24 protein-coding genes and 2 other annotated features are annotated in these 25,927 nt (G+C 43.7%); of the genes, 18 read left to right on the top strand and 6 right to left on the bottom strand.

All coding sequences use genetic code 11. The annotated features are described in order from the left end of the window. Nucleotides 1-15: 15 nt before the first annotated feature. The 6 genes from H9631_RS04435 to H9631_RS04410 all read left to right on the top strand — a co-directional run bounded on the left by H9631_RS04435 (nt 16) and on the right by H9631_RS04410 (nt 3,932). On the top strand, nt 16-519 hold the full coding sequence (locus H9631_RS04435; RefSeq protein WP_191810312.1) for a GlcG/HbpS family heme-binding protein: 504 nt from the start codon (nt 16-18) through the stop codon (nt 517-519). A gap of 111 nt (nt 520-630) precedes the next feature. Next, complete coding sequence (locus H9631_RS04430) at nt 631-981, top strand: 2Fe-2S iron-sulfur cluster-binding protein (protein ID WP_191810310.1); 351 nt, start codon at nt 631-633, stop codon at nt 979-981. 310 nt (nt 982-1,291) lie between these two features. Then, a complete protein-coding gene (locus H9631_RS04425) occupies nt 1,292-1,552 on the top strand; it encodes a ferredoxin (protein ID WP_191810308.1) in 261 nt (86 codons plus the stop codon). A 12-nt stretch (nt 1,553-1,564) separates the two neighbouring features. Then, nucleotides 1,565-2,329: a TerC family protein gene (locus H9631_RS04420; protein ID WP_191810306.1), complete on the top strand. Its 765-nt coding sequence runs from the start codon at nt 1,565-1,567 to the stop codon at nt 2,327-2,329. 86 nt (nt 2,330-2,415) lie between these two features. Next, nucleotides 2,416-2,880 (top strand): RidA family protein, encoded by a 465-nt coding sequence (locus tag H9631_RS04415; protein WP_191810304.1) that lies wholly within the window; start codon nt 2,416-2,418, stop codon nt 2,878-2,880. 5 nt (nt 2,881-2,885) lie between these two features. Further along, complete coding sequence (locus H9631_RS04410; protein ID WP_191810302.1) at nt 2,886-3,932, top strand: NAD(P)/FAD-dependent oxidoreductase; 1,047 nt, start codon at nt 2,886-2,888, stop codon at nt 3,930-3,932. A 209-nt stretch (nt 3,933-4,141) separates the two neighbouring features. On the opposite strand, the gene H9631_RS04405 is transcribed toward H9631_RS04410, so the two are convergent. Beyond that, nucleotides 4,142-4,768 (bottom strand): class D sortase, encoded by a 627-nt coding sequence (locus tag H9631_RS04405; RefSeq protein ID WP_191810300.1) that lies wholly within the window; start codon nt 4,766-4,768, stop codon nt 4,142-4,144. Then, a complete protein-coding gene (locus H9631_RS04400; protein ID WP_191810298.1) occupies nt 4,768-5,823 on the bottom strand; it encodes a processed acidic surface protein in 1,056 nt (351 codons plus the stop codon). Before H9631_RS04400 ends, H9631_RS04405 begins: the two co-directional genes overlap by 1 nt. A gap of 192 nt (nt 5,824-6,015) precedes the next feature. Here H9631_RS04400 and yhfH point away from each other — a divergent pair, with 192 nt between their 5' ends. Further along, a complete protein-coding gene (yhfH, locus tag H9631_RS04395) occupies nt 6,016-6,144 on the top strand; it encodes a protein YhfH (RefSeq protein WP_191810296.1) in 129 nt (42 codons plus the stop codon). Nucleotides 6,145-6,337: 193 nt separating this feature from the next. On the opposite strand, the gene H9631_RS04390 is transcribed toward yhfH, so the two are convergent. Then, entirely contained in the window at nt 6,338-7,459 is a 1,122-nt protein-coding gene (locus H9631_RS04390) for an IscS subfamily cysteine desulfurase (RefSeq protein ID WP_191810295.1), read from the bottom strand. A gap of 104 nt (nt 7,460-7,563) precedes the next feature. Between H9631_RS04390 and nadB the strand changes: the two genes are divergently transcribed. The 4 genes from nadB to H9631_RS04370 all read left to right on the top strand — a co-directional run bounded on the left by nadB (nt 7,564) and on the right by H9631_RS04370 (nt 12,730). Further along, nucleotides 7,564-9,153 carry an L-aspartate oxidase gene (gene nadB, locus H9631_RS04385; protein WP_191810293.1) on the top strand — a complete coding sequence of 530 codons (1,590 nt, stop codon included), beginning with the start codon at nt 7,564-7,566 and terminating at the stop codon, nt 9,151-9,153. Continuing rightward, the gene (gene nadC / locus H9631_RS04380) at nt 9,122-9,958 is read left to right on the top strand and encodes a carboxylating nicotinate-nucleotide diphosphorylase (RefSeq protein ID WP_191810291.1); all 837 of its coding nucleotides are present in this window, start codon (nt 9,122-9,124) and stop codon (nt 9,956-9,958) included. The genes nadB and nadC overlap by 32 nt, the downstream gene beginning before the upstream one ends. Nucleotides 9,959-10,382: 424 nt before the next feature. Next, on the top strand, nt 10,383-11,489 hold the full coding sequence (gene nadA, locus H9631_RS04375) for a quinolinate synthase NadA (protein WP_120119358.1): 1,107 nt from the start codon (nt 10,383-10,385) through the stop codon (nt 11,487-11,489). A 401-nt stretch (nt 11,490-11,890) separates the two neighbouring features. After that, on the top strand, nt 11,891-12,730 hold the full coding sequence (locus tag H9631_RS04370; RefSeq protein ID WP_191810289.1) for an SAM hydrolase/SAM-dependent halogenase family protein: 840 nt from the start codon (nt 11,891-11,893) through the stop codon (nt 12,728-12,730). A gap of 219 nt (nt 12,731-12,949) precedes the next feature. Here H9631_RS04370 and H9631_RS04365 read toward each other — a convergent pair whose 3' ends face one another. Further along, nucleotides 12,950-14,944: a penicillin-binding transpeptidase domain-containing protein gene (locus H9631_RS04365; RefSeq protein ID WP_191810287.1), complete on the bottom strand. Its 1,995-nt coding sequence runs from the start codon at nt 14,942-14,944 to the stop codon at nt 12,950-12,952. 98 nt (nt 14,945-15,042) lie between these two features. Between H9631_RS04365 and H9631_RS04360 the strand changes: the two genes are divergently transcribed. The 4 genes from H9631_RS04360 (at nt 15,043) to trpE (ending at nt 20,288) form a co-directional block, all read left to right on the top strand. Then, nucleotides 15,043-15,972, top strand: coding sequence for a manganese-dependent inorganic pyrophosphatase (locus H9631_RS04360; protein ID WP_191810285.1), 930 nt, complete (start codon nt 15,043-15,045; stop codon nt 15,970-15,972). Nucleotides 15,973-16,550: 578 nt separating this feature from the next. Next, on the top strand, nt 16,551-17,372 hold the full coding sequence (pheA, locus tag H9631_RS04355; RefSeq protein WP_120119363.1) for a prephenate dehydratase: 822 nt from the start codon (nt 16,551-16,553) through the stop codon (nt 17,370-17,372). A gap of 46 nt (nt 17,373-17,418) precedes the next feature. Then, nucleotides 17,419-18,147 carry a DsbA family oxidoreductase gene (locus H9631_RS04350; protein WP_191810283.1) on the top strand — a complete coding sequence of 243 codons (729 nt, stop codon included), beginning with the start codon at nt 17,419-17,421 and terminating at the stop codon, nt 18,145-18,147. 64 nt (nt 18,148-18,211) lie between these two features. Continuing rightward, nucleotides 18,212-18,456, top strand: a binding site (T-box leader). A gap of 43 nt (nt 18,457-18,499) precedes the next feature. Then, nucleotides 18,500-18,756: a binding site (T-box leader), on the top strand. 134 nt (nt 18,757-18,890) lie between these two features. Beyond that, nucleotides 18,891-20,288 carry an anthranilate synthase component I gene (gene trpE, locus H9631_RS04345; RefSeq protein WP_225220857.1) on the top strand — a complete coding sequence of 466 codons (1,398 nt, stop codon included), beginning with the start codon at nt 18,891-18,893 and terminating at the stop codon, nt 20,286-20,288. 177 nt (nt 20,289-20,465) lie between these two features. On the opposite strand, the gene H9631_RS04340 is transcribed toward trpE, so the two are convergent. Next, the gene (locus H9631_RS04340) at nt 20,466-21,488 is read right to left on the bottom strand and encodes a YeiH family protein (protein WP_191810461.1); all 1,023 of its coding nucleotides are present in this window, start codon (nt 21,486-21,488) and stop codon (nt 20,466-20,468) included. 226 nt (nt 21,489-21,714) lie between these two features. Here H9631_RS04340 and H9631_RS04335 point away from each other — a divergent pair, with 226 nt between their 5' ends. The 3 genes from H9631_RS04335 (at nt 21,715) to H9631_RS04325 (ending at nt 24,750) form a co-directional block, all read left to right on the top strand. Beyond that, entirely contained in the window at nt 21,715-22,602 is an 888-nt protein-coding gene (locus H9631_RS04335; protein ID WP_191810281.1) for a LysR family transcriptional regulator, read from the top strand. Nucleotides 22,603-22,815: 213 nt separating this feature from the next. Next, entirely contained in the window at nt 22,816-23,538 is a 723-nt protein-coding gene (locus H9631_RS04330) for a WecB/TagA/CpsF family glycosyltransferase (protein WP_191810279.1), read from the top strand. A 144-nt stretch (nt 23,539-23,682) separates the two neighbouring features. Continuing rightward, nucleotides 23,683-24,750 carry a glycosyltransferase family 4 protein gene (locus H9631_RS04325; protein ID WP_191810277.1) on the top strand — a complete coding sequence of 356 codons (1,068 nt, stop codon included), beginning with the start codon at nt 23,683-23,685 and terminating at the stop codon, nt 24,748-24,750. Between the two features lie 113 nt (nt 24,751-24,863). On the opposite strand, the gene H9631_RS04320 is transcribed toward H9631_RS04325, so the two are convergent. Further along, nucleotides 24,864-25,927: SH3 domain-containing protein (locus tag H9631_RS04320; protein WP_191810275.1), on the bottom strand; the 1,064-nt coding region annotated here is incomplete at its 5' end.

Genomic DNA, 25,927 nt, shown 5'->3' with positions numbered 1-25,927 from the left:
AAGGAGAGACACATTATGTCGATCACAGAGAAGAAGGTTTTTAAAACAGTCGTTAAGCTTGAGTTAGAGGCAGCTAAGTTGATGATTGAAGCTGCGAAACAAAAATCGGAAGAGATTAATGTGGCGGAAACAATTGCTATCGTGGATGATGGGGGCAATTTAATCGCTCTTGAAAGAATGAACGAGGCACGGATTACAGGACCGGAAATTGCGATGGCTAAAGCTTATACAGCTGCGGGTCACAAGCGTTCCACTCATTTATTTAATACGGAACCGAATGGGCCGGCGCTTCCAGGAAATGAAGCATTTGGTATCCAGCTTATGATTCCGGGCAAATTCGCCATATTTGTCGGTGGCTTTCCAATTGTAGTCGACGGCGAAGTAGTTGGAGGAATCGGAATCAGCGGCGGGAATGGCGAACAGGATACTGCAGTCGGAACTGCAGCATTGGAAGCATTGAAAAATCATTTGGAAAAAGAAGGAATGGCAGTGGAAACAAAGGCAGATATTAAGAAATAATCAGAAGGAAGAAACTGTCGAAGAGATGTTTAAAGGGCTCAATGCAGGTTGAGCCCTTATAGAACAGTTCAAATGGTATACCAAATACCAAATATGGGGAGGAGTAATAATATGCCAAAAATTCATTTCGTGAACAGTGACAAAACCTTCGATGTCCCGGACAATTCTAATATTCTTCGGATGTCCCTTCGATATGATGGTGAGCTTCCGAATCTTTGCGGGGGAGGAATTTGTGGAACTTGTGTTTTTAAGCCAGTGGAGGGAGAGGAACATCTAGATAAGATAACGAGGCAAGAACAAAGAAAACTGGGGAAAGAATGGATTGAAAAGGGGTATCGCCTTGGGTGCCAGACGTTCATAAAAGATCAGGATGTAGCTGTTGCCTGGGACATGGAAGTCACGAAACAGGTGAAGAAAAGGAAACCGGATAAACTGGATAAGAAGCCTTCTAAAGTGAAGTAATCTGCGGATGGCAAAAAGAATGTGGAGGGAGCAAGATGTGGGTCTGTATCGATCATTTAAAAGAAGCTGTCGAGTTTGCCAAAGCCCCTCATGTTAGTAAGCCTAGATGCCGTATGAAATGTTCCCTTTGTGAAAGGGATGCAATCGTTAAATTGCATTTTGAATGTAGAAGGTTTCATCATGAAGAAAAGAAAAAGGCCAGGGTTAAATAATATGTGAGGGTTACGATGTCACTGTGAAAAGACTATTTGCCAAAATAACCCCTCATTTCGCAGCCGAAAAAATCATTGATTACAGGAGGAGACAGGTCATGCCTTTATTTACAATTGTCAATAGAGAAACTTGTATTAGCTGTGGTTCATGCGGTGATTTAGCACCGGACGTATACGACTACGATGAAGAGGGATTGGCCTTTGTGATGGCAGATGATAATCGAGGGTGCGTCCAGGTAGAGGAGGATTTCATAGAAGATGTTCAGGATGCATTTGAGGAATGTCCATCCGGCTCCATTCGTATTGCCGAAGAATCATTTGAAGGAGATCCGGACAAATATGAAAAGGTTACATCATAGGGGGCCATTTGTTTGGATATTACCATTCTATTGGAATACGGATGGACCTTATTGATTCTAATAGGGTTGGAAGGAATTCTGGCAGCGGATAACGCAGTTGTGATAGCAGTAATGGTAAAACACTTACCCAGAGAAAAACAGAAAAAAGCACTGTTTTACGGTCTGGTGGGTGCCTTCATATTCAGGTTTGCAGCGCTGTTTATCATCGTAGCATTGGTAAACATTTGGCAGGTGCAAGCAATTGGTGCGGCCTATTTAATATACTTATGTATTAATCATTTTATAGAGAGAACAAAGGGAAAGGACAATCTGAAGGAGGGAAAAGGCTCTTCGTTTTGGATAACCGTTATAAAAGTGGAATTAGCTGATATTGCGTTTGCCTTGGATTCCATGCTAGCTGCGGTTGCTTTGGCAGTAACATTGACACCACTTGGAAAATTTACAGTAGCCGGTATGGATGGAGGGAAGTTTCTTGTTGTATTTATAGGTGGTGTCATTGGAGTGATCATGATGCGGTTTGCGGCAGTAGCCTTTGTTCGGTTGCTTCAAAGATTTCCGGTTCTTGAATCCGCAGCCTTTCTACTTGTTGGTTGGGTAGGTGTAAAGCTGGCGGTACTAACACTTTCACATAAAAATGTCGGCATACTGGATGTCTATTTCCCGGAATCATTTACATGGACAGCCATATTTTGGACAGTGTTCATGGGAATTATAGTGAGCGGATATTTGGTGGCGAGGAAACAGAGTCGCGCGGAGGAGAGAGAATTTTACAATTAGGAAGAATGGGGTCGGTAGTTGTTGCCGCCTGTTATAGCAGGGGCTCGAAAAAATCAGTAATTTTATAAAAAAACGGAGGAACAGGAATGTCGATTGAAGCCAGATTGCAGGAATTAAATATCACTTTACCCGAACTAAATGATGATGCCATGTCTTATGCGTTGGGCGTTGTCTCAGAAAAAACTGTTATATTATCAGGACAGACTCCCAGGGTTAATGGTGAACAAAGATACACCGGAATTTTGGGCACACCTTCGATTAATATCGAGGAAGCTCAGGATGCAGCTAGGATTTGTATCATCAATCTATTAGGTGCTTTAAAAGTGCTAGTTGGAGATCTGAATCAAGTCGAGAGAATTGTCAAGATCAATGGCTATGTAGCCTCGACCAATAACTTTACTGAACATTCGAAAGTAATCAATGCTGCTTCGATGTTGTTAAATGATATTTTTGGAGAAGTAAGGAAGCATGCCCGTGTAGCAATCGGATTGGCCTCCTTGCCAGGCGGGGCGCCCGTCGAGATTGAGATGATTGTTGAATTAAAGGGGTGAAGTGAGTGATACAAGATAAAGAAGTATTTGATCTAACGATTATTGGTGGCGGGCCTGCTGGGCTTTTTACAGCTTTTTACGCAGGAATGAGGCAGATGTCAGTGAAAATTATTGAGAGTTTGCCACAGTTGGGCGGTCAGTTAGCAGCTCTTTATCCTGAAAAAAATATATATGATATTGCGGGGTTTCCAAAAGTGAGTGCGCAGGATCTGGTTGACAATCTGTGCAGGCAAATGAATCAATTTGAACCTGTTATTTGTTTGGGGCAGTCAGTCGAACTGGTCGAAAAACAGAGCGATGAAAACTTTAAAATAACAACGAACACAGAGATTCATTATACGAAAACAATCATTATTACAGCAGGAAATGGTGCTTTCCAACCAAGGAAGCTGCAGTTAACAGGGGCTGAAAAGTATGAAGATGAAAACCTTCATTATTATATAAAAGATATGAATCAGTTTGCTGGCAAGCGGGTCATTTTGTTTGGGGGAGGCGATTCTGCGGTCGATTGGTCGCTGATGCTTGAGTCCATTGCCAACAGTGTAACGATAGTACATAGGCGGGATAAATTTCGGGCTCATGAGCACAGCGTTGAACAACTGCGAAATTCAAAAGTGGAGATTCGAACGCCGTATGTTCCAGTGGAAATAATCGGTGGGCATAAAGTAGAGCAAATAATCCTGGAGGAGATAGGAAGTGACCACAAGGAGGTGGTCGAAGTGGATGATGTGATTGTTAATTATGGCTTTGTTTCTTCTCTCGGCCCTATCAAGGACTGGGGCCTGGTTATTGAAAAAAACTCAATCGTAGTCAATTCAAAAATGGAGACAAATATTAGAGGAATTTACGCAGTCGGAGATATCTGTATGTACGAAGGAAAGGTAAAATTAATTGCCACCGGTTTCGGAGAGGCTCCAGTCGCAGTAAGTAATGCGAAAATGCACATAGATCCAAAAGCCAGGCTCCAACCGCAGCACAGCACTTCAATCATGGGGGAATCGCCAGGAACAAAATCCTCAACGAAAAAAGAAAAACAGACGATTCATACTTGAGAGCACAATCCACACTTTAGAAATGATGATGTTTGGGTTCATATAAGCACTAGATCAGTGTCAATCTACTGCATATAGAAAATAGCAATCCTCCATCATCCAGGAGGATTTTTTACTGAGTTTGAGTTGGGAGCAGCCGGGAAGGGATACCCTTCCTCCGGCTGATCCCAACTCTCTTATAAAAAAGCCGCACCAACCGGCGCGGCTCTTTATCCTTCAGATTTTTTACTTTCAATCAGATCACCAATCAAGATATAGCGGTCTGGTGCATCACCAATATAGCGAAACGGATAGCAGGTGGTGACGGTCAATGTGGCGCGAGGCTTCGGAACGATCACAGTTCGATCGTCCGCATCCACAATCCGGACTTTCCGAACTTTGTAGGTGAATTCACCTTTGGAGGTAGTGACAATCAGTAGATCACCTTTTCCCACTTCTCCAAGCCTTCGGAAGACTGTATCTCGGTGTCCGGACAGGACTGAGTTATCTTTTTCTCCGGGAAGTACGCTGCCGGCATAATGGCCGACACCTTTCTCCAGCTCGTCTTCATCTGTTCCGTGATAGATTGGCAATGTTGCATCCAACTTGGGGATGATCAAATCGCCTATGATCTCGCCTTCTTCAGGGCGTTCGTCATAAATAACTGTTTTTGTATCCCGCTCAACTTTTACGGGAGGAGGTGTTTCTTCTTGTTTGACGGGTGCAGGTTCTGAACTGGCTTTATTCACGGTAAAAATCATATACCCCGTCAAAAATTTAAAGGCATTCGTCCCGGAAAGCCAAGTACCAAATCCAATCAATCCAACTGCCGCTGCAAGAAGAATAAATCGTTTCATCATGCACCTTTTACTATAAATTTACGGAATAAGAAGGCACCTAAGACAATAAGTGCAAGTCCCGCAACAGCCTGAGGAAGGTAGCCCCCTGCTGTATTTGGAAGTTTTCCGCCATTAATGGTCTTAACTACAGGCTTTTCGCCCTTAACGGTGTTGATTACAGGTTTTTCACCTTTAATCTTTTTGGCTACTGGCTTTCCAGAAGAAGTTTTTACGGCCGCTTCTACTTTGTTTATTTTTTGGCCGGTATTATTTAGAATGTCAGAACCGAACATCTCTTTTGTGATCAGTAGGTCGGCTAAGAATTGACCGTCTTTGGAATAAATTTTTATAAGCAAATCAGCACCGTCAACTGTATCCATTTGGATTAATGCTGATAAGGAAACCGGTGTTTCAACACCATCTTTAACTAAATAGTAATCTACTTTTAGTTGAAGGAGATTTAAGAGGTCATCCCAGATGCTGAGCAGTTCAGCGATCTGACCTGGAGTTAACTCAGAAGCACTATCAAATTCTGGAAATTCCATCAAACGATCCCCTACGTTCAAAAGTTTGGCTAAAAAGGCTTCTTCATCAGTGTTTTCTACTACTTTGTCCAGGTGGGCCTCCAATCTTTGCATTTCGTCAGTTGTAAGACCAAAGCCAGCAAGGGCTTCAATGATCATCTCTTCGTCGATTGAGTCAACAGCCAAATAGAAGATTTCAATCTCTAGATCTTCTATAAAAACAAAATCATTCAAAGACATTCCGTTTTCCGCAAGAAGTTGTTCCAATTCTTTCTTTGTCATGCTGTAATCAGCAAGTAGGGCGTTCAAGTTCTCTTTATTTATTGGTTCGCCCAAGTATTCTTCTATCTCTTTAACAGAATCGAAATCTTCTAGCGTGAAATCATGGACATCCTCAAAGTATGTAACAAAATCTTTCTCGGACATTCCGATTTCTTTTAAGTATTTTTGAAACTCTGGATCTTTCGGATCCACCGCCGCGAAAGCGGATAATGGCAGTGCCCAAATAGCAAGGATAGCCGCAAGCACTGCAGGCAATAAACGCTTCAAAGATAATTCCCCCTAAAATTCTCATATCGCAAACAATTATATTAGAAAACTTGCTCTGTGGATAGTGCCTTTCTAATTAAGTTTCTGCTCATATCTTTTAGAATGTCATAAAAATAGATATATAACAGGTGTTGACATTATTAATCTGTTATAATACAATGTATTCAACAACAACAAAGGAGGCCATCAAAAATGATGCCAATTGAATTTTACAGAAACATTTCTGCTAAACAGTGTTGCCAGTGCGGTGAAGAAATGAATGAAATGCATGAATGCTATTTTAATGAGTGTGAGCGTTGCCTAAGTAAAACAGAGGAGTAATAAAAATTGAAAAAACTATATAAAAAATTCCCATAATCTGCCTGTTTCAGTTGAGACGGTGCAGATTATTTTTGTTTTAAAAAAGAAAAAGCATTCGGAAAGGCCGAATGCTGTCATTGTGATATATAACAGAATGATAAAACTGAAGTTCCGAATCATCGACTTCAGAAATACTTTGCATCAACATGTGATGCTATAAGTTTTCACGAACAATTTGTACAAGTGCCTCGCCAAGCTGTCTTACATCCTCAACTTCCGTTTCTCGTCCCAGCGTAATTCGGATGAATTCTTTTGCTGCTTTCCCTTCAACTCCAAGTGCGACCATTGTCTTTGATGGTGTCTGCATGCTCACTTGGCAGGCGCTTCCTGTCGAGATAGCAAATCCGCGTAGGTTTGCCTCATTCATGATCAACTGACCTTCCAGTCCAGCCACTCTCATGCCGATCGTTGAAGGCAAGTCCGCCTCATAGATGGTGCACTTTTTCAGGATAGAATCAAGCGATTTTATAAATTCTTTCCTTAAGACCTTGTAGTGCTCACTGAAAACATCCAATCGACTAACCGCTTTTTCTGCGGCTGCTGCCATGGCTGCAATTCCTGGCACGTTCACTGTTCCAGGACGAAATCCACCTTCGTGCGTAGTACCAGGAACATAGGGGTCCCATCGCAAAGCAGGATTCAAATATACTGCTCCAACTCCTTTTGGTCCGTAAAATTTGTGGCTGGAGATCGTCAGGGCATCAACCGAATGAGCTATCGTACTCAAGTCCATCTTACCGAAAGATTGGACACAGTCACTGTGAAAAAGTATCCCGTTTTCCCGACACATCTGGCCGATTTCTTCAATTGGATGTAGCGTTCCAATTTCAGGATTGGCATGCTGTATGCTCACTAGGACTGTATCTTCGCGGACAGCATCTAGGAATGCATCAACGTCAATCCGGCCGTCCGAAGCCAAGGGGAGCATTGTGATGTCCCACTCTGCCTGTCGTAGTTTTTCCAGTGAGTTTAAAACAGAGGAATGTTCTGCCATCCCAGTGATGATGTGCCTTCCTTTTTTTTCCTTGCTTGTCAATAATGTTTGGATGGACAAAAAGTTTCCTTCAGACCCGCCGCTTGTAAAAAAAACTCCGTCTTTTGATACGCCGAAAAATCGGGCGAACTGTGCCCGGCTGTATTCCAAAAGCTCATTTGCCTGATCACCTATATCATGAAGGCTGCTTGAATTTCCGTAGTACGTGGATGCGGCTTTTATATAGACTTCCGCTGCTTCCTGATCGAGCGGACAAGAGGCTGCATAATCGAAATATTTCATCTGGCAAACCTGCTTTCTTTTAATTTTAAAAATAACTCTTGTCATAAGTGTAATTCTATGTAAATATAGGTGTCAAGACACCTGTAAATACCAGGAGGCGTATGATGAAAAAAGCGGATGTTCTTATTATCGGAAGCGGAGTGGCCGCTTTGCAATTGGCGAAGCGCATTCGTGACGAAAAGAATGTGATAATCATCACAAAGTCGTTTTTAAAGAATGGAAATTCCAACCTGGCACAGGGAGGAGTAGCCGCTGCTATTGGAAAAAATGATCATTTTGACAGTCATTATGCCGATACACTAGAAGCCGGACGATTCCATAATGACCGGACCGCAGTGTTGAAGGTGACAAAGGCTGCGCCTAGATTGGTGAATGAGCTTTGGGCTGAAGGCTGCCGGTTTGATATAGATGAAGAAGGCAGGTTACTGCTTGGAATGGAAGGTGCCCACAGTGAACATCGAATCGTCCATGGAGGTGGAGATGCAACAGGTCAACGCATCATGGAGCATCTTGAGTCCGCTGTAGCAGATAAATTTACAATCATCGAAAATACAATTGTATTTGATCTAATCATAGATTCCCGTAACCGATGCATCGGAGCAAAAGGAAAAAGCGCAGATGGAAGCATCAAATCGTTTTTTGCGGATCATATTGTTCTAGCAACAGGAGGGTGTGGCCAATTATACCATCACACATCCAATGCCGAGACTGTAACGGGTGATGGTATTGCACTGGCATATAAAGCGGGGGCGGAAATCGCCGACATGGAATTTATCCAATTTCACCCGACTCTTCTTTATTTAAATGGAAAAACTCATGGCTTGATTTCAGAAGCTGTCCGAGGAGATGGCGGGAGTCTCGTTACTGAGGATGGCATCGCGATTATGGAAGGCGTCCACCCAATGGGAAATCTTGCGCCGCGACATATTGTTGCCCAGACGATTTACGACTATTTACGTGAAGAAAAGCAAATTTATTTGGATGTATCTACAATAGAGCATTTTGCTGAGCGGTTCCCGACGATTACCACCTTGTGTGAAAGAAATCACGTAGATTGGAAGAAGCGGATACCTGTTGCACCTGGAAGTCACTTTTTAATGGGTGGTGTGAAAACCGATCTCATTGGACGAACAAGCATCAAAGGATTATATGCTATTGGTGAGGTGGCCTGCACAGGCTTACATGGGGCAAACCGCTTAGCGAGCAACTCATTGCTGGAAGGACTTTTTATGGGGGGGAAATTGTCCGAATGGATAAATGAGAGCGGCGAACAAGATGAAATGGACCTTAGGACCGCTGAATTTCCGGAAAATAGGCGTCCGATCGGCAAGGTCAATAATCATGACATGCGGCTGCCGGAAATCAAAGATATCAAACGAACCATGATGGACAATGCAGGGATTGTCCGGACTGAAGAGGGTTTGCTCAAACAAAAGCATTGGCTGGAAGGCTTTCAAATAGAAGAATGGCTGAATATGGACCTTGGGCACTTCACGTTCGAAGAATTGATACGGGTGTCCATGTTGATTACATCATGGTTGATTACAGATGCAGCAATAAAAAGAACGGAAAGCAGGGGAGGGCATTTTCGCAGTGACCACCCTTGTGAAAAAAATCATGACTGGATTGGTAGGCAAATCATCCAGAAAAGGAATGAAAACAATGAACAAATTGAAACTGCGGTTGCAACTTGAGCACTTTTTTCTTGAAGATATTGGAGACCGTGACGTCACGAGCCAAATATTTGGAGATGGGCAGCGAGGCGAAGTCCATTTTATTGCAAAAGACAACGGCATATTTTGTGGAGAAGAGATCATCCGGACAGGTTATCCGCTTCTTGATTCAGAACTGCAATATGAAATCTTTGTCTGTGATGGAGAGAAAATTGAGAAAGGGCAGGTGCTTGTAACCGTAAAAGGATCGGTATCCAGTTTGTTAAAGGGGGAACGAGTTATTCTGAACCTAGTTCAGAGAATGAGCGGTATTGCAACAAAAACGAAGCAAGCCGTTGAAGCACTGGGCAGTGAGCATACGAAAATTTGCGACACAAGGAAAACAACCCCAGGTTTGAGGATGCTCGAAAAATACGCTGTCCGTTGCGGCGGGGGACAAAATCATCGCTACGGTTTGTACGATGGGGCCATGCTAAAAGACAACCACATCGCATTCGCTGGATCAATTGCTGGCGCGGTGGCAGCCGTTCGGGAAAAGTCGGGACATATGGTCAAAGTCGAAGTCGAAACCGAAACGAAGGAAATGGTGCTCGAAGCCGTAGCTGCAAAGGCGGATGTCATCATGTTCGACAATAGGACCCCAGAAGAAATTCGGGAGTGGATTGAACTGATCCCGGAAAGTATTGTGACAGAGGCCTCCGGTGGAATCACAATGGAGAACCTCGTATCGTATCGCGACACGGGCGTCGATTATATTTCGCTTGGATTTTTGACCCATTCCGTTTCTGCGCTGGATATAAGCGCAAAGGTAAAGATCGGAGATTGAGCGGTGGAGCGAGATTTAAGGGATGAAAAAACTCGGTGATACACAAATTACTCTTCGGAAATCAGAAATACTCCTGAGTTTGTGTAAATACTATCCGAAGTATAGAAATCTATCCAGTTTTCGTAAATACAATCCGAAATCCAGAAAAACTGTCGAGTTTCCGGAATGACTATCCGGAGTTCGAGAATACTGTCTGGTTTTTGTAAATACAATCCGAAGTTCAAGAATACTATCCAGTTTTCGTAAATACAATCCGAAATCCAGAAAAACTGTCGAGTTTCCGGAATGACTATCCGAAATTCAAGAATACTATCCACTTTGTGCACTTTACTATCCGGCAGAACCGCCGGACCGTTTCAGGGGAGCAAACTACTGCGGAGCAGCGAAGCCTGCTTATTTTATAATGAGGGAGGAATATAGAGGTATGAGTATTTTTCAAACGTTGGAAAAGCAGACAAATGTGCTGTCGGAAAAGTATCGAAACATGTCAACGGAGGAGCTTGAGAAGAGGGTGCGCGCCGTGAAGGCTGCACTTGGAAACAAGCTTTATATTCCTGGACATCATTATCAAAAGGATGAAATCATCCAATTTGCCGATGCTACTGGCGATTCGCTGCAGCTTGCACAGCTTTGTGAAAAGAACGAAGAAGCGGAACACATCGTATTTTGCGGCGTCCATTTTATGGCGGAGACGGCGGATATCCTGACAACAAAGGAACAAAAAGTCTATTTGCCGGACATGCGTGCGGGCTGCTCAATGGCGGACATGGCCGACATTTATCAGACTGAGCGTGCGTGGGAAAAGCTGACTGCCATATTTGGAGATACGATTCTTCCACTCACTTATGTCAATTCGACCGCTGCAATCAAGTCATTCGTTGGGGAAAATGGCGGTGCAACTGTCACTTCGTCCAACGCCGAAGAGATGGTTCGCTGGGCTTTTGAGCAAAAAGATAGAATCTTGTTTTTACCGGACCAGCATCTCGGACGAAACACGGCATACAACTTGGGCGTAGGTCTGGATGAAATGGCCGTCTGGAATCCGATCACGGATGAACTGGAGTTCGACGGACCTGTTGAGAAAATAAAAGTTCTGCTATGGAAAGGGCATTGCTCTGTTCATGAGAATTTTACAGTGAAAAATATCGAAGATGTTCGGAGCAAACATCCCGAAATGAAGGTACTTGTCCATCCGGAATGCTCACGTGAAGTCGTCGCACTTTCAGATATGAATGGGTCAACAAGCTATATTATCAAGGTGATCGAAAATGCGGATCCAGGATCTGCCTGGGCGATTGGAACAGAAATGAATCTGGTGAATCGTCTCATTAAGGATCATCCCGACAAGCATATCATTTCATTGAATCCGCATATGTGCCCGTGTTTGACGATGAATCGGATTGACCTCCCGCACCTTGTTTGGTGTCTCGAAACGATTGCCGAGGGCGAGGAGCACAATGTGATTGAAGTAGACGATAAAACAGCAAAATTCGCAAAGTTGGCGCTCGATCGTATGTTGGAGCTTTCATAAGCCGAAAAAACGCTGGAAGGCGTTTTTTCTTTTTTCCAAAGGAAATGAAATAGAGGTACCTGATAGGAGAAAACGTGGAGTAACGAACTTGCTTGTGGAATTCGCACACCCTTTCTGGGAGAGTGGACTATTTTTCCACAGACTTGTTTGAATGGAAACTCGCTTTTTTCATAAGATTCCCCCGCATTGCGGTAAAAGGTTTCGGCTGATGTAACCGAAGGAAGAACAGCGGCAAACCCCCGTGTCTTTGTCGCTTATTTGTTATTCCCCTTCCAATTCCGGATGAAACTACAGAGAGCTTTGACAAAGAGCGATGTGTGTATTAAGATAGCGTATTATTCGTATCAATATTTTTCAACCAAAAATTATTCGAAATTTCATAATAAGAGAGGAAGAAGACGGTGGGCAACCCTTTAATACTTCAATCGGATTTTGGCTTAGGTGATGGTGCGGTCAGTGCCATGTATGGAGTGGCTAATTCTGTAAACCAGAACCTGAAAATCTATAATCTCACTCATGAAATTCCCCCATTTGATATATGGGAGGGTTCTTACCGGCTGCTGCAGACAATTGCTTATTGGCCGGAAAACTCAGTCTTTGTTTCGGTCGTGGATCCAGGAGTGGGAACCGACCGCAACAGCGTTGTCGCTCGAACTGCATCCAATCACTTTGTCGTTACGCCGGATAACGGGACGCTCACGCATATCAATAAAGAAATCGGGATCACTGAAATGAGGATGATTGATGAAAAGGTCAACCGTCTGCCGAATTCTGGCGCATCCCATACGTTTCATGGTAGGGATATTTATGCCTACACAGGTGCGCGGCTAGCTGCGGGAGTCATCAGCTTTGAACAGGTGGGGTCGCAGATTGATCTGGAAAACCTCGTTATGCTTCCTTCCATGGATGCCAACATGTCGGATGGAGTGCTGCATGGAATCATTGATGTTCTCGATGTGCGTTATGGAAATGTATGGACAAACATCAGTCGCTCTTTACTGATCGACCTGCAGGTTCAGTATGGTGATTTAGTAAAAATTACGATCGAACACGAATCCGCCATCGTATTTGAGAGGGAGATGGTCTATGGGAGATCCTTCGCCGCGACTGAAAAAGGGGAGTCGTTGATTTATATCAACTCGCTTGACAACGTAGCAGTCGCTATCAACCAGCAATCCTTTGCCAAAAAATACAAAATTGGAACTGGTGTCGATTGGAAAGTTTTTATAAAAAAATCATAGATCGAAAAAAGAGGAAACCGGACGCGGGGCGTCCGGTAATTGATTGTTTCGTATTTTTGGGGTCTTATTTTTGGGGTCTGACCCCCAGAACATTAAAGTGGTAACGCATTAACGTAGTGGGGGTCAGACCCCCGCATCCAAGCCCCCCGCATCCATCCTTCGTTTCATATTAAATAAAGGCAGTCCCCAAGGACTGCCTTTCGCGGTCGTACCACCCTCTTATTTTTCGAACACTTTTTTCACTCGATCTACTGCCGGCTTTGAACCACCCCGGCCCAAAACGTCTTCGACCATCATGGCCACTAGCATGTCTGGTTTTTCTGTATCATAAGCTACGAAGAAGCCATTCTCTTTTCCTTTTTCACCTTGTTTTGCCTTTAACTCAGCAGTGCCGGTTTTTCCAGCAATTCGCTTACCAGCGATTTTGGCACCGCGTGCCGTTCCTTTCGGGTCCTCGACGACTTTCAGCAAGGCATTCTGAATATCTGCTGCAGTTTTTTCACTCATGACGCTTTTTTTCCAGATAGCACCATCCGTCTCACCTTTTACTAAGGTAGGCTGGATCATATTTCCTTTATTCATAAGGGGGGTATATGCTGTTGCCAAATGGACGATGGTCATTTCAATCTGTCCCTGTCCATAGGAAGAATCAGCCAATGCAATGTCCGTATCAATTTTACCAATTTTCGATTGTTCCAGCGGGAAAGCATAGTCTGGGATATCCTCTTCAAACCCGAAAGTCTTCAATCCTGCCACAAACTTATCTTTACCAAGGTCTAATGCAGTCCTTGCAAAGAAAATATTATCTGAGAGTACGAGCGCTTTTTCCAGATTAACCGCTCCGTTCGTGTCAGAGACTCTTGTTACGGAATAACCCCCCCACGAAGAATCTTTTTGCCAGGACAATCCCTTGATATCATATGTTTTGTTCCAATCAACCGCGCCCGCTTCAAGTGCGATCGCCGTCGTGATCGGTTTCATCACAGAACCTGGTGCGTAGCCATTTTTGAATCTGGTCATTAACGGTTCTTTCTTATTCTTTTCGATTTTCTCCCAATCCTTTGCCGTCGCACCCAATGACAATGTATTAGGGTCGAAGCTTGGGCTGCTCACCAACGCGAGTGTTTCACCGCTTACTGGGTTAAGTGCGGCAGCCGTTCCTGTTTCGTCTTTTAATTCGTTAAAAATTTTATTCTGAACACCGGCATCAATTGTCAGCTGAATGTCTTCCCCATCTTTGACTTCTTTTTCCGCTAACACTTCTTCCGTTCCATCTTTCTTGTTGATGACAATTTTAACGCCACTTTCGCCTTTCAGCTTCTTTTCAAAAACCTGCTCCAAACCTCTTTTTCCAATCACATCCGAGCTTTGGTATTGACTGTCTGCTTTTTCCAGCTCTTCGGCTGTAATCGGCCCCACATACCCAATCAAATGGGCAGCTGCTTCACCAAGCGGGTACACCCGTGCTTGGACAGTGCGATTATTGACAGAAGGGATGGCTGTAAGTTTTTCCAATAAATCATTGGCATCACCCGGAATTTTTTTGATGGGTACAAAGTGTTCCGGTTCAACCCAGGAGGCAGAGAGGTCTTTTGTGATCTTTTCCTCGCTCAACCCAAGCAAGTCGGCAACTTTCTTGATGATTTTTTCCTCATCGTCGCCCATCTCGCCAGGGATAATACCGATTTCGGTCACTTTTCCAGTCGCAGCAAGGTCTGCCCCGTTTTTATCAACGATATCGCCGCGTTTGGCTGGAGTAGTCGGGAGACTGATTTTGTCGCCTTCTTCCAGATTTGGAAAAATAAATGCCGTATCCCAGTTCACAAACCAGCTTTTAGCATCGTCCCGCTCTTCTTTTTTCAACACAGCGGTATGGTCAAACGCGATTTCGCCTGCAAGACTGTCCATTTTTACATGAAAAGGAAATTTGACGATTCCATCCTTTTCCTCCACTTCTTCAGGAGCCTTGAAGTCCACTTTTAAGTTTTTTATCTGCAAATCGCTGTAGATTTTTTTATATCTATCCGTAAAATCTTTCTTTGAAACCTTTTCCTGCGCCTCTTCGGAGAGATAATCATACATCTTATCAAAATTCTGCTTATTCCATTCTTGAACATAAGCTGTGAAACGTTCTTCAGGCTTCGGCTCCTTGTTGCAGCCGGTGATTAACACAATACTAATCAGCAATAACAACATTCCGAACCATTTTTTCATATGTACACGCCTCCTCACCTTGTCATTTTAACACTAAGATACCTTGATATGTTAAAATAGTTATCATAAAAAATCATCAGAAAACAAGGAGTAGAGTCATGGAAAAAATTCTCATTTTCGGTCATAAAAATCCTGATACAGATTCCATTTGTTCAGCGCTTGTCTATGCTGATTTAAAAACAAAGTTAGGAGAAAACGTAGAACCGGTCCGCCTCGGAGCTGTGAATGGTGAAACGGAATACGCGCTTAAGACGTTTAACGCGGAAGCGCCGCGTGAAGTGAGCACAGTGTCGAATGAAGTAAGCAAGGTCATTCTGGTTGACCACAACGAACGCCCGCAAAGTGCAGATGACATTCAAAAAGTCCAAGTAGTCGAGGTCATTGACCACCACCGTGTCGCTAACTTTGAAACAAGCGAACCGCTTTACTTCCGTGTGGAGCCTGTTGGCTGTACAGCAACCATTTTGAAAAAAATGTATGAAGAAAACGGTGTGGAAATCGAAAAAGACATTGCAGGGCTCGCATTGTCAGCGATCATTTCAGACTCTCTTCTTTTTAAATCTCCAACTTGCACGGAGCGCGACGTTCAGGCTGCCCGCGAGCTTGCTGAAATCGCAGGTGTGGATCCAGAAGAATATGGAATGAACATGCTGAAAGCGGGAGCGGACGTTAGCGACAAAACAGCGGAAGAATTGTTGTCACTGGATGCGAAGCCATTCCAAATGGGACAAGCCAAAGTTGAAATTGCACAAGTGAATGCTATCGGTGTTGAGGAGATCCTTGCACGCAAACCTGAAATTGAAGAGGCGATGGAGCGTGCAGTGGAAGAACGCGGATTGGACCTGTTCCTGTTTGTCGTTACAGACATTTTGACAAACGACTCTACAGCAATTGCCAGCGGAAAAGCGGCACAAAGCGTCGAGCAGGCATTCAACGTATCATTGGATCAAAACCTATGCGTATTAAAAGGTGTCGTCTCTCGCAAAAAACAGATCGTCCCAACTTTGACAGACGCATTAAGCAAATAAAAAAGTGGTAAGTTCCGGTTGTAAGCCGGAACTTCTTTCTAATAAGGAACTATTTCGAGATAGAGATGGAGCGCTTAGAGATTAAGCGCAGGCAGTTTGCAACGTCGTGTGGAATTATTTTCACAGACCGGGAAGGGAAGCTGTGAGTTGCTTGTTCAAGAAATGCATACGTCGAGTTACCTTGTGCATAGAAGCATGAACAATTACAGGGAGAACCCGAGCATAACCTGCGCAATTTTACCCAGGAATCCGAGTGGCTGAGGAAGCCCTTGATCACGAGTATGAACATATGTAATCAACTAAGCGCAGATTTGAAGAACTCCCGCATAAGTACTCGTGGATTTCGAGGTTCAGTATGACTGCATCTTGCTCAACTTCTGGAAGAACTCATACATAAAAGTATGAATTTTATAAAATTCTCTGGTTGAACGCTTGCATTTGTCTCACCTCTTGATCATGTAATTAGCGGATGCGCTAGTCACTTTTTTTAAGGATCACAGCTTAATCAGGTTTCGTAAGACGAAGGAGCTTGAGCAGGAGGTTTCTCCATTCAATTTTTCATTAAAGGGGTATTTAATTTGAAGGTTGCGTATTTAGGTCCGAAGGGGACTTTTTCAGAAGAAGCTGCGTTACGCTTTTTTCCGACTGATGGCACGGAGCTCGTGATGTACGACGGGATTGTCGATGTGCTCGAAGCGGTGGCGGAGCATGAAGTGAATAAGGGGATTGTACCGATTGAAAATGCGATTGAAGGCACAATCACAATGACAACGGACGGCTTGATTAATCATGATGTATGGATCGAAGGAGAGGCCATTTTACCGATTGCCCTTCATTTGTTAACGGTAGAAGGGGCGGATGTCGATGATATCAGTGAAATCTGGTCGATTGGCCCGGCTCTTGCCCAGTGTAGGGATTTTACCCGGAAGCTCCAGGCGAAGACGAAGCATTTCAGCAGCACGGCGAATGCGGCGGAATCTCTTGTTAAAGCTAATAACAAAAACGCGGGTGCCATTGCGTCAGAGCTGGCGGCTGACACATTTGGACTTGAGATTGCTAAAAGAAATATCCAGGATTTCGAAGGCAATTCAACTAGGTTCCTAATCGTCACGAACGAAAAACCTGAAGTTTCGAAGTCCCTCAAATCGATGCTGCTTATCACGCCTGGGGAGGACAGACCTGGTTTGCTCGCAATCATTCTGAACGTCTTTTCATCGTTAGATATCAACTTGTCGTGGATCGAATCGCGTCCTACGAAGAAGAAGCTTGGAACATATCGCTTTTTTGTTGAAGCTCAAATGGGCGTGCAAGAGGTCAATATGCAGAAAGCAATTACTATTTTGCGTACATACGGCCACAATGTGCGTATTCTGGGAAGCTACGATGCAAAAAAATTGTAGGCGGACTATATTTAAGATACTCTTCTTATAAAAAGGGGTGCTAAATATGAAAATTGAAATCTGGTCAGATTATGCCTGTCCGTTTTGTTATATCGGGAAGCGTCGGTTGGAGCAGGCTTTGGAAAAATTTCCTCATCGAGAGCAAGTAGAGGTCCAATTTAAAAGCTATGAGCTAGATCCAAACTCTCCGCGTGATTTAAATCAAGATATTCACGAAATGCTTTCAGATAAATATGGCGTAAGCGTTGATGAGGCGAAACGAATGAACCAGGGTGTTGGTCAGCAGGCTTCAGAAGTAGGATTGACATTCAATTTTGATAAGATGATTCCAACGAATACATTCGATGCACACCGCCTGACTCATTTTGCAAAAACAAAAAATATGGATAAGCAACTGGCAGAAAAGCTACTGTATGCGCATTTCACTGAGTCCAGACATTTAGGTGACCATGAAATGCTTGCAGATATTGCTGAGGAAACAGGCATCGACCGTAATGAGGCACTGTCTTTTTTAGCGGATGAAACAGCTTTGGCTGATGAGGTTCGCGGAGATGAACAGGTTGCTCAGCAAATGGGCGTTCGGGGGGTCCCATTTTTTGTTATTAATCAAAAATATGGAATTTCCGGTGCGCAGCCGACTGAAACGTTTCTGAGTGCACTTGAAAAAGTATGGCAAGAAGAACATTCAACACCTGTTCTGCAGGATCTTTCGGGGAGCGATTCACAAGGTGCAGCCTGTTCGGATGGAAGCTGCGATCTTCCTGATAAGAAATAAAAAAATATATTGACATTACGGACAAATTTTTATATTATCAATACAATCAAAATGAACTTTCGAAGATTCAGCGTCGACGAAGAAGAGTACCCTCCGTGAAACAAACAGAGAGCTGGTGGTTGGTGCAAACCAGTGTGGAGCGTCAGGGGAATGGGCTTCCGAGCTTTCAAACCGAACCTGATCCGTTCAGCAGTAGGCTTTGACGAACATCCCGTCGTTATATGGGAACACGCATGGAAGTTTCGTGCGTACTTGAGAGAGCTTTTTATGAAGCTAAAAAAGGTGGCAACGCGGTCCCTCGTCCTTTCGGATGAGGGGCCTTTTTGTCTTTTAACGAACAAAATTCAATACAGCAATCGCGTTGAGCAAGAGGAGTACGTCTGAGCATTTTCGCATACAGAGAGCCGGTGTTGGTGTGAATCCGGTGCGCAAAACTCGGGCAGAATGGACTTGCGAGCTGTTTCCTGAACAGTAGTAGGGAAACACGGAATTCCACCGTTATATGGATAGGACATCGGAAAAGTATGGGCATTTTTCCCGTGTCTGAATAAGATGGAGAGAATTCATTCTCCAATACGAGGTGGTACCGCGGTTATGATCGCCCTCGAGCAAGCAACGATGCTTGTTCGAGGGCTTTTTTCATTGGGGATCATCATTGGGGGGTCTGACCCCCAATACGGTACCGCGTTAATGTACTGGGGGTCAGACCCCAAAAAAGCTTAAAAAAGAAAGGAAAATGGACATTGAATACAACAGCAAAAAATATAAGCATGAAAATGACAAAGTTAAATGCAGACGTGTTAACGCCAATCACAGTCTTTTTGCGGCTGGAAGGAACGAAAAAGTTCTTGCTGGAAAGTTCTCTCAAACATAATGAACAGGGACGCTATTCATTTATCGGCGTCAATCCGATCAAGGAATTTACAGCGGAAGGTGAGATTGCAAAGGTCATTTCTTCAGATGGAAAGGAACTGCTAAAAGAAGCTGGCCTGCCGCTCAAAACACTGCAGAAGGTCCTGCCGAAAGTTAAAGCGGATCTCCCGTTTCCGTTTTACGGAGGAGCCGTTGGTTATGTAGGGTATGATGCGATTCGGCAATATGCAGATATCGGTGGAGTCTTGGAAGACGAGATCGGGATGCCGGACATCCATTTTCTAGTCTACGAAGACGTCATTGTATTTGACCACCTTGCACAGTCTATCTATATCCTTGCCATTGATTTGGATGGAAAGCGTTCGGAAGAACAGCTCGAATTACGGGTCGCGGAAATCGAGAGCCAAATTTTTAAAGGGAAAGTGGATGAATCCTTGGAAGCATATGAAATTGAATTCCAGCCGCAGTTAGAAAAAGAAGAATTTATGGCAAGGATCCAAAAGGCAAAAGATTACGTCTTGGCTGGCGAAGTGGAGCAAGTTGTCCTTTCCCAAAGGATGAGCGGAAAAGTGAAGGCAAATCCATTTCATTTTTACCGGGTACTCAGAAACTCTAATCCCTCTCCATATATGTTCTTTGTCGATTTTGGAGAGTATGTTGTGCTGGGCGCTTCGCCCGAAAGTTTCATCAAATCGAAAGGACAACAGATGAGCACCAATCCTATTGCGGGAACTCGGCGGAGAGGACGGACCGAGGAAGAGGATAAGGCGCTTGCCGTAGAGCTTTTGTCCGATGAAAAGGAGCTATCTGAGCACCGCATGCTCATTGATTTGAGCCGTGAGGATATGGAGAAAATTTGCGTACCCGAAACCATTCAGGTTGTCAAGGAAATGAAAATTGAATTCTATCGCCATGTCATGCATATCGTCTCTGAATTAGAAGGAACCCTGGCCGAAGGAAAAACCGGACTTGATGCATTGATCTCATGTTTGCCAGCCGGAACTGTCTCTGGTTCACCAAAGGTGCGGGCTATGCAAATCATCAACGAATTGGAAGACGTAAAGCGAGGCGTTTACTCCGGCGCACTCGGATACGTCAATGCCAATGGGGACGTCGACTTCGCGCTCGCAATCCGCTCGTTGGTGATCAAAAATGACCGTGCTTATTTGCAGGCTGGTGCCGGAATTGTTCATGATTCAAAAGTGGAACTGGAATATAAGGAAACAATCAACAAAGCGAATGGGCTGCTGAAGGCGCGCCCAATGTAGGAGAAGGGAGGGGCGGCCGAGCTCGCTCCTCTTTCATTTGTGTTGTAAAAAAATAGTCCAAATGTTGGCTGACTATTGGAGAGGAAATTTGTCTGTGATGCAATGTGTGTGCAATTTTATAAAGATGCTTCTATTCTCGTCCATACACAAACAAGTTCGCCCCCGCTAAAATCCTCTTTACACTAACACAAACGCCATGATTGACAACACAACTGACGCGATGCCCATCGCAATCAACGGTTTCAAAGCTTTCTTCTTTACATCCATTAAACTGACGTTTAAACCCAGCCCCACCATCGCGGCGGTCAACAGCCAGGTCGTGCCGCTTTCAACTGCCTCCATCACACCATTCGGAACAACGAAAACAGATCCGATCACATAGGTGCCAATCAAGCTCATCGCAATGAACCCCAGCAAAAACATAGGAAAGCCCACCTTTGCTCCGTTCGTCGCCTTGGCTCCCGCTTTTGTTTTCATCCAATACATTAAAATAAAGCAGAGGGGTACCAATAAGAAGACGCGTCCCAACTTGGCCAACAGTGCGATTCCAAGCGCTTCCTGTCCGCCGGGCGCCCCAGCCAAGACCACATGAGCGATTTCATGAAGACTCATCCCTGTCCATGCGCCGTACTCTGCTGGCGATAACGGTAAAATCGGGCGTAGAATCGTATACACAATCCCGAAAATCGTTCCCATCAAAGCGATGATTCCGACACTGATTGCTGTATCATCGTCCTCAGCATTGATAATGGGCGCCACCGCCGCTATGGCGGCCGCTCCGCACACACCGGTTCCAACTCCGAGTAGCAGGGAGATTGTCGGATTCGCCTTCAATTTTTTCGCCAACCACATGGTCAGCAAAATCGCAACGATGATAATTCCAACATCACGTACTAGTAATCCGAGCCCATCTTCCAAGACTGTATGGATATTCAATTTTAACCCATATAAAACGATTGCTGCACGCAACAATAATTTAGATGAGAAATTGATTCCTGCCTTCAAAGCGTTCGGATACCCGAACAACTGCCTGTAGGCAACCGCAATCATAATCGCTGATGCCATCTGTCCCACCAAGCTGAAACCAGGAGCCTTCGCTAATAAAAAGCCAAGGAACGCAATGAAAAAAGTAAAAGCGATTCCGCCGATCCACAATCCGGTTGAATGATTCTTAGGTGAAGGAGCTGCTTTCTCAGCCATTGCTCTGCTTTCATCTCCTTTATCTTTTAAAATGCCCAAACCGATCATCCTTCCATTCAGTCTTTTGATTTTAGAATAAAGGATTTAAGTGTATAAGAAAAATAAATCATTATAATAGTAATGATAAGTAAATTATATAAGGGGTCTTATAAGGGGTCTGACCCCCACTACGTTAATGCGTTAACGTGTTGGGGGTCAGACCCTCGATAAGGAGAGTGATTAAAATATGGATCAGCAACTGGCAGTGTTTATTGCAGTGGCAGAAAAGAAGAATTTTTCACGGGCTGCGGAAGAGCTGCATATGACTCAGCCTGCAGTAAGCCAGTACATCCAAGCCTTTGAACGCGAAGTGGGGACGCGGCTTCTGGAGCGGACAAATAAATATGTTAAGCTGAACAAGGCAGGAGAGGTTGTTTACGACCATGCAAAGGAAATCATTGGTCTTTACACAAAAATGCAGCGACTTGTCGATGACCTGACGAACAAGACGAGCGGCCCGCTCGCAATTGGAGCGAGCTACACATTCGGGGAATATATTCTGCCTCACGTCATTGCAAAAATGCTTGAGGACCATCCGTTGGTTACACCGACCATTTCAATTGGAAATACTCGTGACATTGCTGAATTAGTATCGAAGCATCAGATGGACGTGGGAATCGTGGAAGGGGATTTTCAGCATGATAAGTTGGTGATCGAGCCATTCGCAGAGGACAACATGTTCATAGTGGCGGCGCCTGACCATCGTCTTGCCAAAATGAAAAAAATCATTCCCCAGGACTTGGAAGAAGAAAGATGGATTGTTCGCGAAGTGGGCTCTGGCACAAGAAAGGCGGCGGACAACATGTTCGAGTCGTTAAAAATATCACCTGAACATTTGATGGAATTCGGAAGCATTCAACTCATCAAAGAATCAGTAGAGGCAGGCCTGGGTATCAGCCTGCTTTCACAATGGGCCATCAATAAAGAACTCTCTGCTGGGACATTAAAAAAGGTTCAAGTAGACGCTCTTCCTTTCACGAGGAAATTTTCCATTGTAACTTCAAGTCCCTACAGGACTAAGGCATTAGACACGTTCTTGGAATTCGTCCGGAAAGTCTCTTCTGAGGGGGTCTGACCCCCGTTACGTTAATGCGTTAACGTGTTGGGGGTCAGACCCCAGATGGAATAGTGATAAGCGGCACAAAAAGAATTGAAATAAAATTTTAACCTTTATATTTGACGGCCGTGGTATAATAATTGTTGATATTATAGAAAATATCAACAAATTATCTGCAAAATTTGATATAATAGATCATCAGTCCAGATGAATTTCATAATGGAGCAAATCATGTCAAAAAAAGTGGACGTACTCGGCATCAAGTTTGATCATACAACCAAAACAGAAACAGTCAACACATTAAAAAGCCTTATAAAAGAAAATAAAAAAACATTCATAGTCACGGCAAACCCGGAAATTGTAATGCATGCTCAACGTGATCCGCAATATAAAAAGATTCTTCAATCTGCAGATTACATAATGCCTGACGGCATCGGTATTGTAATGGGCGCCAAGCTTTTGAAAAATCCGCTTCCGGAGAGAATTCCGGGTTTTGATTTGATGAAGGAATTGCTTAACATAGCAAATGAGGAACACTTTCGAATTTTTTTTCTGGGAGCTAGGGAAGATGTGTTGAATAAAGCAATTGCCAATGTAAAACATGAATACCCCGGCATTCAAATTGCCGGCTGTCACCATGGCTTTTTTAACGAAAATGATCCAGAAATCGTAGATATGGTGAAAGGCTCAAATCCCGACATGGTATTTGTTGCATTGGGATTTCCTAGACAGGAGAGATGGATCAGCCAAAACTTCCATTTGTTTGAAAAAGGTATTTTTATGGGAGTGGGCGGGAGCTTCGATGTACTCTCGGGAACCGTTAAACGTGCACCTGGACTTTGGCGGAAGCTGAATGTTGAATGGCTGTATCGCTTGATCAAGCAGCCTCAAAGGTGGAAAAGGATGGCGTTCCTTCCACTATTTATCCTGAAAGTACTGCGCTCAAGAAGGTAGACTTCAAGTCTAGTTGAAAACTTGCTTTATGATGTATTTTAATATAGTAAACTAGCTATGCCTTATTTTGGCTGTTTTTCTTTAAAATGGCCTGGATAGGATGGATGAATTTTTGCAATCCTGTATATAAGGAGGGGTACAAAGTTGGAATTTTTAATCTTAATACTTTGTTTTATAGCCTCAGTTTTAATAACCCCTTTAGTAAAAAAATTTGCGCTAAAATTTAAAATAACAGATAAACCGAATTACAGGAAGGTGCATTCAACATTAATGCCCAGATTGGGTGGTTTGGCCATATATATTAGTTTCCTGATTGGGCTCTTAATATTCAGGCCGCAGGATCCTCATATGATTTATTTGGTCATCGGCAGTTTGATCATTATCGCAACTGGAATGTTGGATGACATATATGACATCGCCCCAAAATATAAGCTGTTAGGGCAGATATTAGCTGCAGTCGTGGCGATCATGGGTGGTTTTGACCTTGAATTTATCAACCTTCCGTTCGGAGGAGAACTGCAATTCGGTTACTTAACCGTCCCCATTACAATCCTTTGGATTGTCGGAATCACAAACGCCATCAATTTAATTGATGGATTGGACGGCCTTGCGGCAGGCGTTTCCTCCATAGCGCTTATAACGGTCAGCTTCATGGCTTTTTTACAAGGGGATTTATTTGTGTTGACCATTGCCATGATGGTTTTGGGAAGCACATTAGGTTTTTTGGTTTACAATTTTTATCCGGCAAAAATATTCATGGGCGATACAGGAGCATTGTTCCTTGGTTACATGATTGCCCTGCTTTCATTGCTCGGATTTAAAAATATCACTTTTTTCTCTTTGGTTATTCCGGTTATCATTTTGGGGGTTCCCATTTCGGACACTTTCTTTGCAATCATAAGAAGGTTGATCAATAACAAACCATTGCTGGCACCCGATCAATATCATATGCATCATCGCCTGCTGAAATCTGGCTTTTCACATCGTCAGAGTGTGTTGCTCATCTACGGAATTGCCGTAATGTTCAGCTTGGCAGCCGTCATCTTCTCCATGTCGACCGTGTGGGGATCGCTGCTATTGCTTGTAATATTGATCATCGCCATCGAAATTTTTGTAGAAGTTGTGGGCCTCGTCAGCAAGGATTATAAACCGCTCCTTCGCATCGTGGAAGGGAAACAGGCACAACGCGTAGAACGCAGAAAAAGAGCATGAGAACGGATATACCAATCCGGGCTTATGCTTTTTATTTTTGTGCGAAATGCCTTATGAAAAACAAAGACCTAACCTAAGTAGCAACTGCTGCTTAGGTTAGGTCTTTTAATAGTTCATCGTTTCAAATACTGACCACTGACAAAGCCAATTTTTCCTTTAAAGTTTATACGGTACCATCCGTTTGAAGTTTTGCCTGTTACTTTGACTTTATTTCCACGAGTTAAGCTTCCGATCTTTGAGTGGGAAGCAGTGTTTCCTGAACGCACATTTAATGTGCTAGCAGTGACTTTGTATGTCCCGCTAGCTTTTGACACCTTAATTTGATTAGTTTGCGGTGCGGGTTTTGATGCAGGCTTAGCTTTCAGATACGCGCCGTTAACAAATCCGTTTTTCCCTTTAAACTTAATTTGGTACCAGTTGTTAGAGGTTTTCCCAGTAACAGAGACTTGCTGGTTCTTTTTAAGAGACCCTAGTGAACTGTACGCTGTAGTGTTCCCTGATCGAACATTTAAAGAGTTAGCTGTAACGATAAAAGTGCCGCTGGCTTTTGCAACCTTAATTTGGTTAGTTGTCGATGTTGGCTTTGATGCAGGCTTAGCTTTCAGATACGCGCTGTTAACATAGCCCGTTTTTCCTTTAAACTTAATTTGGTACCAATTATTCGAGGTTTTCCCAGTAACAGAGACTTGCTGGTTCTTTTTAAGAGACCCCAGTGATCTGTATGCTGTAGTGTTCCCAGATCGAACATTTAAAGAGTTAGCTGTAACGATAAAAGTGCCGTTGGCTTTTGCAACCTTAATTTGGTTAGTTGTCGATGTTGGCTTTGATGCAGGCTTAGCTTTCAGATACGCGCCGTTAACATAGCCCGTTTTTCCTTTAAACTTAATTTGATACCAATTATTCGAGGTTTTCCCAGTAACAGTGACCTGCTCGTTCTTTTTAAGAGATCCCAGTGAACTGTACGCAGTAGTGTTCCCTGATCGAACATTTAAAGAGTTAGCTGTAACGATAAAAGTGCCGCCGGCTTTTGCAACCTTAATTTGGTTAGTTGTCGATGTCGGTTTTGATACAGGCTTAGCTTTCAGATACGCGCCGTTAATATAGCCCGTTTTTCCTTTAAACTTAATTTGATACCAATTATTCGAGGTTTTCCCAGTAACAGTGACCTGCTCGTTCT

Origin of the sequence: Bacillus norwichensis, assembly GCF_014836955.1 — a bacterium.
In the GTDB taxonomy this organism is placed as follows: Bacteria; Bacillota; Bacilli; order Bacillales; family Bacillaceae_C; genus Siminovitchia; species Siminovitchia norwichensis.
The sequence above is the reverse complement of the archived record's forward strand: the minus strand, read 5'-3'. Positions and strand labels throughout refer to the sequence as shown.

Excerpts from the sequence above, each read along its gene's own strand:
- H9631_RS04435 (WP_191810312.1), top strand. The coding sequence starts at position 16 with ATGTCGATCACAGAGAAGAAGGTTTTTAAAACAGTCGTTAAGCTTGAG.
- H9631_RS04430 (WP_191810310.1), top strand. The coding sequence starts at position 631 with ATGCCAAAAATTCATTTCGTGAACAGTGACAAAACCTTCGATGTCCCG.
- H9631_RS04425 (WP_191810308.1), top strand. The coding sequence starts at position 1,292 with ATGCCTTTATTTACAATTGTCAATAGAGAAACTTGTATTAGCTGTGGT.
- H9631_RS04415 (WP_191810304.1), top strand. The coding sequence starts at position 2,416 with ATGTCGATTGAAGCCAGATTGCAGGAATTAAATATCACTTTACCCGAA.
- H9631_RS04405 (WP_191810300.1), bottom strand. The coding sequence starts at position 4,768 with ATGAAACGATTTATTCTTCTTGCAGCGGCAGTTGGATTGATTGGATTT.
- yhfH (WP_191810296.1), top strand. The coding sequence starts at position 6,016 with ATGATGCCAATTGAATTTTACAGAAACATTTCTGCTAAACAGTGTTGC.
- H9631_RS04390 (WP_191810295.1), bottom strand. The coding sequence starts at position 7,459 with ATGAAATATTTCGATTATGCAGCCTCTTGTCCGCTCGATCAGGAAGCA.
- nadB (WP_191810293.1), top strand. The coding sequence starts at position 7,564 with ATGAAAAAAGCGGATGTTCTTATTATCGGAAGCGGAGTGGCCGCTTTG.
- nadC (WP_191810291.1), top strand. The coding sequence starts at position 9,122 with ATGAACAAATTGAAACTGCGGTTGCAACTTGAGCACTTTTTTCTTGAA.
- nadA (WP_120119358.1), top strand. The coding sequence starts at position 10,383 with ATGAGTATTTTTCAAACGTTGGAAAAGCAGACAAATGTGCTGTCGGAA.
- H9631_RS04365 (WP_191810287.1), bottom strand. The coding sequence starts at position 14,944 with ATGAAAAAATGGTTCGGAATGTTGTTATTGCTGATTAGTATTGTGTTA.
- H9631_RS04360 (WP_191810285.1), top strand. The coding sequence starts at position 15,043 with ATGGAAAAAATTCTCATTTTCGGTCATAAAAATCCTGATACAGATTCC.
- H9631_RS04350 (WP_191810283.1), top strand. The coding sequence starts at position 17,419 with ATGAAAATTGAAATCTGGTCAGATTATGCCTGTCCGTTTTGTTATATC.
- H9631_RS04340 (WP_191810461.1), bottom strand. The coding sequence starts at position 21,488 with ATGGCTGAGAAAGCAGCTCCTTCACCTAAGAATCATTCAACCGGATTG.
- H9631_RS04335 (WP_191810281.1), top strand. The coding sequence starts at position 21,715 with ATGGATCAGCAACTGGCAGTGTTTATTGCAGTGGCAGAAAAGAAGAAT.
- H9631_RS04330 (WP_191810279.1), top strand. The coding sequence starts at position 22,816 with ATGTCAAAAAAAGTGGACGTACTCGGCATCAAGTTTGATCATACAACC.